At 73.5% G+C, this 6,565-nt stretch carries 8 protein-coding genes; 3 read left to right on the top strand and 5 right to left on the bottom strand.

Translation table 11 applies throughout. From position 1 onward, the window contains the following. Positions 1 to 331 precede the first annotated feature (331 nt). Positions 332 to 1,006 carry a DNA-3-methyladenine glycosylase gene (locus tag D7294_RS13905; RefSeq protein WP_120679305.1) on the bottom strand — a complete coding sequence of 225 codons (675 nt, stop codon included), beginning with the start codon at positions 1,004 to 1,006 and terminating at the stop codon, positions 332 to 334. A gap of 118 nt (positions 1,007 to 1,124) precedes the next feature. Continuing rightward, positions 1,125 to 1,649, bottom strand: coding sequence for a barstar family protein (locus tag D7294_RS13900; protein ID WP_241562332.1), 525 nt, complete (start codon positions 1,647 to 1,649; stop codon positions 1,125 to 1,127). 113 nt (positions 1,650 to 1,762) lie between these two features. On the opposite strand from D7294_RS13900, the gene D7294_RS13895 reads away from it, so the two are divergent. Beyond that, positions 1,763 to 2,296 carry a YbhB/YbcL family Raf kinase inhibitor-like protein gene (locus D7294_RS13895; protein WP_120679303.1) on the top strand — a complete coding sequence of 178 codons (534 nt, stop codon included), beginning with the start codon at positions 1,763 to 1,765 and terminating at the stop codon, positions 2,294 to 2,296. A gap of 140 nt (positions 2,297 to 2,436) precedes the next feature. After that, complete coding sequence (locus D7294_RS13890) at positions 2,437 to 2,967, top strand: HNH endonuclease (RefSeq protein ID WP_120679301.1); 531 nt, start codon at positions 2,437 to 2,439, stop codon at positions 2,965 to 2,967. Positions 2,968 to 3,063: 96 nt separating this feature from the next. On the opposite strand, the gene D7294_RS13885 is transcribed toward D7294_RS13890, so the two are convergent. From D7294_RS13885 to D7294_RS13875, 3 genes are all read right to left on the bottom strand, one after another. Next, complete coding sequence (locus D7294_RS13885) at positions 3,064 to 4,062, bottom strand: SPFH domain-containing protein (RefSeq protein ID WP_120679299.1); 999 nt, start codon at positions 4,060 to 4,062, stop codon at positions 3,064 to 3,066. A gap of 59 nt (positions 4,063 to 4,121) precedes the next feature. After that, positions 4,122 to 4,544 carry an NfeD family protein gene (locus D7294_RS13880; protein ID WP_120679297.1) on the bottom strand — a complete coding sequence of 141 codons (423 nt, stop codon included), beginning with the start codon at positions 4,542 to 4,544 and terminating at the stop codon, positions 4,122 to 4,124. 229 nt (positions 4,545 to 4,773) lie between these two features. After that, positions 4,774 to 5,565: an ABC transporter ATP-binding protein gene (locus D7294_RS13875; protein WP_120679295.1), complete on the bottom strand. Its 792-nt coding sequence runs from the start codon at positions 5,563 to 5,565 to the stop codon at positions 4,774 to 4,776. 107 nt (positions 5,566 to 5,672) lie between these two features. On the opposite strand from D7294_RS13875, the gene D7294_RS32475 reads away from it, so the two are divergent. Next, positions 5,673 to 6,461 carry a hypothetical protein gene (locus D7294_RS32475; protein ID WP_120679293.1) on the top strand — a complete coding sequence of 263 codons (789 nt, stop codon included), beginning with the start codon at positions 5,673 to 5,675 and terminating at the stop codon, positions 6,459 to 6,461. Positions 6,462 to 6,565 lie beyond the last annotated feature (104 nt).

Below are 6,565 nucleotides of genomic sequence, written 5' to 3'. Positions count from 1 at the left end.
CTGAGCCAGGATCAAACTCTCCGTGAATGCTTCACGCGAGAATCCTCGCTAAAAATGAACTACTCAATCAATAAACTGGCATTGACGAGAATAGACACGCTGTTGAGTTCTCAAGGAACGGACCCTCACCGGGCTTCGTTCGGTGTGTCCACCATATTAGCCGACCTCCGGATCAATTCCTAATCCGGCCCCGGCGAGAGGCGCTTTCGGCATGCCGAAAAAGCCCTGTCCGGGTCAGTCGAATCCGAGATGGTGGTGCGCCCGAGGGACGCGCGGGGCTGGTCTTTCGACGCTCCGCTTTCGCATCCCGCCTCAGGCGACTCGACCCACATTACGGCGTCTGCGGGGGCGCGTCAAGTCGGGTCGGCCGGCGCCGCGGCTGGTGTGCCCGGTAGGGGCTGACCGTGGGGTCCTTGTCGATCCAGAAGCGCCAGGGGTGGACGGCGCCGTCGCCCGAGACGCCGGTGCGGGGGCCGGTGCGGATCAGGGCCGGGTCGGCCGGGGTCCCGTGCAGCACCCGCAGCGGCGCCCCCGCGTCCGCGGCGCAGACGTCCGCCCCGTCCAGGGCGCGGTCCACGCCCAGAGCCGTGGCCAGGCGGGCGGGGCCCTTGGCCAGTTCCGTGTCCGCGCGGGCCGAGCGGCGGCGCGGGCGGACCAGCTCCGCCCCCTCCAGCACCTCGCCGGCCCGCAGCAGCACGGCGCTCGCGCGTCCCTCGGGGCCGCAGACCAGGTTCATGCAGTGCCACATGCCATAGGTGAAGTAGACGTAGACGTGGCCCGGGGGGCCGTACATGGTGGCGTTGCGGCGGGTGCGACCGCGGAAGGCGTGGGAGCCGGGGTCGATCTCCCCCGCGTAGGCCTCGACCTCGGTCAGCCGCAGGCGGACGACGCCCTCGGGCGTGGTCCGCACCAGGGTCCTGCCCAGCAGGTCGGGGGCGATCTCCAGGACCTCGCGGTCGAAGAAGTCCCGCCGCAGCACCCGCCGCGCCCGCTCGGTCTCGCGCATGTCCGCTCCCTGTTCCTCGTTCCCTTGTCCCTCGCCGTTTGTGGCATCCGTGCCGTCTGCATCGCGTTCCCGCCTTCCCGCGTCCCGTGCCCTCGCGGCACTCCCGGACCGGCCGGGGTCAGGTGGGGTCCCCGGGGTCCTGGCCCCGGCCGCCCTCGCCCTCGCCGCGGGGTTCGTGGGCCGGCGGGTCCGCGGTGAGGAGGACGGTCAGCGGCCCGGGCCGCCCGTGCCAGTGGGCGACGGCGTCCTCGAAGACGCCGGCCGCCCCGGCCGCCGTCCCGGGGTCGCGGCGGCACAGGCCCGGCCAGCCGGCCACCGCGATCAGGCGCCCGCGCGGCGCCTCCCACCAGGAGAGGTCGGTGAGGCAGTCGTGGAGTGCGTCCCAGTTGTGGCCGAACCAGGCGGGCAGGCCGAGGGCCGCGGCGCAGCGCGCGAGGAAGGCGGCCTTGCCGGTGACGCCCGCGGCGTCCAGGACCGCGGCGTGCCGGCCGGCCCGCGCGGCGCGGCCCGGCAGCCCGGCGAGCTCGGCGGGGGTGGGCGGGGTCCAGCGGTAGAGGCCGGGCGGGGTGGTGCCCGCCAGGAGCGCGGCGAGGGAGTCGCCCGGCAGGCGGGGGTACGCCGGCGCCTTCGGATCGCCCGTCACTGGCCTGCCGTCCTCCGCTCTCCCGGTGGGCCCGTTCCGCGGCACGCGCCGCGTGGCCCTGCCGTGACTACGCTAGCGGCGGTCAGTGATCGACTCGACGAAGGGGTTCCGTCATGGCAGAACCGCGGCTGCGTCCGCTTCCGCACGCATTCCATCCGCCGGTGGCCTCGTTCACGGTGGAGAGCGAGGACGTGCGGGAGGGCGCGCGGCTGAAGGAGGACCAGGTGTACGCGGCGGGGAATGTCTCGCCGCACCTGCGCTGGTCCGGCTTTCCCGCGGGGACGAAAAGCTTCGCGGTGACGTGTTTCGATCCGGACGCGCCCACCGGCAGCGGCTTCTGGCACTGGTCCTTGTTCGACATTCCGGCGGCGGTGACCGAGCTGCCCGCCGGGGCCGGGAGCGGGGAGTGCGCCGGGCTGCCCGCAGGGGCGGTCCACGTGCGGAACGACTACGGGACGCGGGACTTCGGCGGGGCCGCGCCGCCGCCCGGGGACGGTCCGCACCGCTATGTCTTCACCGTGTACGCGGTGGACACCGAGCACCTCGATGCCGACGAGAACGCCTCCCCCGCCTATGTCGGTTTCCAGCTGCGTTTTCACGCGATCGGAAGGGCGCAGCTGATCGGGACGTACGAAGTGGAGGCGTAGCGGCGCGGAAAGGGCTGCCCTCGCTTCACCTTCCGTTCTTGTTCCCTCCCCGGGAAATTGCATTGTCCGCCCGGCGGGCCGGGGGCACAGTGGTCCCGATCCCGCCGCGGGGGCGGGGGCGGGAACGGGAGGTGGGCGGAATGCTCAGGACCCTTGTGCTGAACGGCAGTTACGAGCCGCTGTCGACGGTGTCGCTGCGGCGGGCGGTGGTGCTCGTGCTCCAGCAGAAGGCCGACGTGGAGCACGCGCACCCGGGTCTGCGGGTGCGGGCCGCCTCGGTGGACCTGCCGGTGCCGCAGGTGATCAGGCTCAGGCGTTATGTGAAGGTGCCCTTCCGACAACGGGCCCCGTGGTCGCGGCGCGGGGTGCTGGTGCGCGACCGGCACAGGTGCGCGTACTGCGGCCGCAAGGCGACCACGATCGACCACGTGCTGCCGCGTTCCCAGGGCGGGCAGGACACCTGGCTGAACACGGTGGCCGCGTGCTCCGAGGACAACCACAGGAAGGCGGACCGTACGCCGGCGCAGGCGGGGATGCGGCTGCTCTCGCAGCCGTTCGAGCCGACGCCTGCCGACGCGCTGCTGCTGGCGGTGGGGGCGCAGGAGGCCGGGGGCCTGCCGGACTGGCTGGTGCCCGCGCTGCCCCTCGCCCGGTCGGCGGCCCCGGCCTGAGCCGGGCCCCGTGGCCCGCATGGGACGCGCCCGCCCTGCCCCCGTGGGGGGTGGGGCGGGCGCGCTCGTCCGTGCGCGGGGGCCGCGTGGGGGCGGCTATTCGATGCGGGGCTGCTGGCGGGTGGGCTTGTCGAGGGCGGGGCCGCCGTCGGTGGGGGCGCCGCCCGGGGTGCCCGCGGGGCCGCTGCCGCCTCCGTTGCCTGCGCCCGGGGTGCCGGGGCCGCCCGCGAACCTGCCGAGCGTGCCGCCGAGGCCGCGCAGGGCCTCGCCGAGTTCGCTGGGGACGATCCACAGCTTGTTGGACTCGCCCTCGGCGATCTTCGGCAGCATCTGGACGTACTGGTAGGACAGCAGCTTCTGGTCCGGGTCGCCGGCGTGGATGGCCTCGAACACGGTGCGGATGGCCTGGGCCTCGCCGTCGGCGCGCAGGGCGGCGGCCCTGGCGTCGCCCTCGGCGCGGAGGATCTCGGACTGCTTGGCGCCCTCGGCCTGGAGGATCTCGGACTGCCTGACGCCCTCGGCCTGGAGGATGGCGGCGCGCTTGTCGCGGTCGGCGCGCATCTGCTTTTCCATCGAGTCCTGGATGGAGGTCGGGGGCTCGATCGCCTTCAGCTCGACGCGGTTGACGCGGATGCCCCACTTGCCCGTCGCCTCGTCGAGGACGCCGCGCAGCGCCGCGTTGATCTCCTCGCGGGAGGTGAGGGTGCGCTCCAGGTCCATGCCGCCGATGATGTTCCGCAGTGTGGTGACGGTGAGCTGCTCGATGGCCTGGATGTAGTTGGACACCTCGTACGTGGCCGCCCTGGCGTCGGTCACCTGGTAGTAGATGACCGTGTCGATGTTGACCACCAGGTTGTCCTGGGTGATCACGGGCTGGGGCGGGAACGGCACGACCTGCTCGCGGAGGTCGATGCGGTTGCGGATGCGGTCGATGAACGGCACGACGATGTTGAGGCCGGCGTTCAGGGTCCTGGTGTAGCGTCCGAAGCGCTCGACGATGGCGGCACTGGCCTGCTGGATCACCTGGATCGTCTGGACGAGCGCGATGACGACCAGCACCACCAGGATGATCAGCACGATGATGATGGCGTCCATCGTGTACTCCCCCTGCGGCTAGACGAGTTGGAACGATTGTCGGTGAGGCGACCGGCACATCACATCACGATGGCGGTGGCGCCGTCGATCTCGACGACGCTCACCTGGGTGCCCGCCTCGTAGGTGTCGTCTTCGCCGAGGGAGCGGGCCGACCACTCCTCGCCGGCGAGCTTGATGCGCCCGCTGGTGCCGTCGACTCGCTCCAGCACGATGGCGGTCTTCCCCATGAGGGCGTCGACGCCGGTGCTCAGCGCGGGCGGCCCGGTGCGGGAGCGCCTGGCGATGGGCTGGACGACGACGATGAGGGCCGTGGAGACGAGGGCGAAGACGACGACCTGCAGGATGAGGCTGTCGGTGACGCCCGCGGTGAGGGCCGCCGCGACGGCGCCCGCGGCGAGCATGCCGAGCTCCGGCATGGCCGTCAGCACGAGGACGATCGCGAATCCTCCGGCGGCAATCAGCCACCACACCCAAAAGTCCACAAAGTCATGGTAGAGCGGCGGGCCACGCGGCGAACAGGGTTCGTCCCGGCCCGTGTCCGGCCGCGCCGGGAGGCGAGGGCCGTGCGCGGCGCGGGACTTGGCGGACGTGTGGGGCGGGACGGGCGCGGGGCGGGCGGGGGCGCGGCGTCCCGGGGCGGGCGGCACGTGGGCCCGCGGTTCGGGGGCCCGCGGTTCGGGGGCCCGTGCACGGGGTGCCGGGGTGGCGGGTTCAGCCGAGCGGCAGGCCGTGTGCGGTCCAGCGGTCGCCCTGGCGCTCGACGATGAGCGGGAGGCCGAAGCAGTGGGAGAGGTTGGCCGAGGTCAGCACGTCGTCGACGGACCCGGCGGCGAGCACCTTGCCCTGGTTGATGAGCAGGACGTGGGTGAAGCCGGGGGCGATCTCCTCGACGTGGTGGGTGACCATCACCATGGAGGGGGCGTACGGGTCGCGGGCCAGCCGGCCGAGGCGGCGCACCAGGTCCTCGCGGCCGCCGAGGTCGAGTCCCGCGGCCGGCTCGTCGAGGAGCAGCAGTTCGGGGTCGGTCATCAGGGCGCGGGCGATGAGGGTGCGCTTGCGCTCGCCCTCGGAGAGGGTGCCGAACCTGCGGTCGAGGTGCTCGTTCATCCCCAGCCGGTCGAGGAAGGCGCGGGCGCGGTGCTCGTCGACCTCCTCGTAGCGCTCCTGCCAGCCCGCGGTCATGCCGTAGGCGGCGGTGAGCACGGACTGGAGCACGGTCTGGCGGCGCGGCAGCTTCTCGGCGAGGGCGGCGCTCGCCATGCCGATGCGCGGCCTGAGCTCGAAGACGTCGACGCCGCCGAGCTTCTCGCCGAGGATCTGGACGGTGCCCGAGGTGGGGAAGAGGTAGCTGGAGGCGATGTTCAGCAGGGTCGTCTTTCCGGCGCCGTTGGGGCCGAGGATCACCCAGCGCTCGCCCTCGGCGATCGACCAGGAGACCTTGTCCACCAGAGACCGGCCATCGCGGACCACGGATACGTCCACCAGCTCCAGTACATCGCTCATGCGCGCGGTCTCTCCCCTTGCAGTCGCCTTCGGTCACAACTTACGCCACCGCCTCCGGGTGTTCTTCGTCAGGAGGCTTGTTGGGCTTCCTTCCCTAAGGTAGAGGCATGCTCGATGAACCTCGTGCCGGGCGGCTGGCCGCCTGGGGCAATGCGCTGCTTGCCGGACTGGCGGCGCCGGACGACGCGGCGGCGCGCGCCGTGGGTGAGGACTGGACGCACCGGGTGGCGGGGCTGCCGGGCGAGCCGGGTCCCGTGGGGCTGACGCTGGCCCTCGGGCGGCTGCGGGCGCTGGGCGTGGTGGGTCTGCGGATCGCGCTGCCCGCGCCGGGGCACCCGCTGGGGCTGTGCGGGCCGCCCGAGTTCAACGCGGCGGCGCTTGAGGCCGGGGAGGCGGTGCTGGCCTCGGGGGCGGCGCTCGGCCTGACGCCGGAGGTGAGCCACGTGGGGGCGCCGGAGGAGGGGTTGTTCGAGGTGCTGTGGCGCTGCCGCGCGGTGCGGCAGGCCCCGCCGGCGGACGTGCCCTCGCTGGGCGAGGCGGAGCGGGAGCTGGCCGAGGTGATGCGGGACGCCACCGAGGCGCTGACGCGGCTGGACGTGGCGGGTGCGGGGCCGATGGCGCTGGCGCGTCTTGAGGCCTACCGGGCGCGGATGGAGCGGGGGCGGCAGTTGCTGGCGCCCGGGTATCCGCCGCGGGCGGTGCGGGTGCTTGAGCTGGCGCAACGGGTGGGCGCGCTGGTGGAGATCGCCGCGGAGAGCGAGCCCGGGGCGGCGGTGAGCGCGGGGCAGATGGCCGAGCGGGACCGGCTGCTGCGGCCGGTGGAGCGGGCGGCCAGGCGGGCGCGGGTGGCGGCGTACAACGCGTACGCGGAGGAGCTGGAGCGGCAGCGGGGATAGCGCGGCGGCGGGATCCTGGCGGCTGCCGGGTCAGGACGGCGGCGGGGGCAGGGCGGTGGCGCGCGGGTCCTGGCGGCGCGGCCGTGGGGGTGCGGCCGTGGGCG

Origin of the sequence: Streptomyces hoynatensis (assembly GCF_003626535.1) — a bacterium.
Taxonomy (GTDB): domain Bacteria; phylum Actinomycetota; class Actinomycetes; order Streptomycetales; family Streptomycetaceae; genus Streptomyces; species Streptomyces hoynatensis.
The sequence above is the reverse complement of the archived record's forward strand: the minus strand, read 5'-3'. Positions and strand labels throughout refer to the sequence as shown.

Bases quoted from the DNA above. Each gene is read 5' to 3' on its own strand.
- D7294_RS32475 (WP_120679293.1), top strand. From the start codon at position 5,673: ATGCTCGATGAACCTCGTGCCGGGCGGCTGGCCGCCTGGGGCAATGCG.
- D7294_RS13875 (WP_120679295.1), bottom strand. From the start codon at position 5,565: ATGAGCGATGTACTGGAGCTGGTGGACGTATCCGTGGTCCGCGATGGC.
- D7294_RS13890 (WP_120679301.1), top strand. From the start codon at position 2,437: ATGCTCAGGACCCTTGTGCTGAACGGCAGTTACGAGCCGCTGTCGACG.
- D7294_RS13895 (WP_120679303.1), top strand. From the start codon at position 1,763: ATGGCAGAACCGCGGCTGCGTCCGCTTCCGCACGCATTCCATCCGCCG.
- D7294_RS13905 (WP_120679305.1), bottom strand. From the start codon at position 1,006: ATGCGCGAGACCGAGCGGGCGCGGCGGGTGCTGCGGCGGGACTTCTTC.
- D7294_RS13885 (WP_120679299.1), bottom strand. From the start codon at position 4,062: ATGGACGCCATCATCATCGTGCTGATCATCCTGGTGGTGCTGGTCGTC.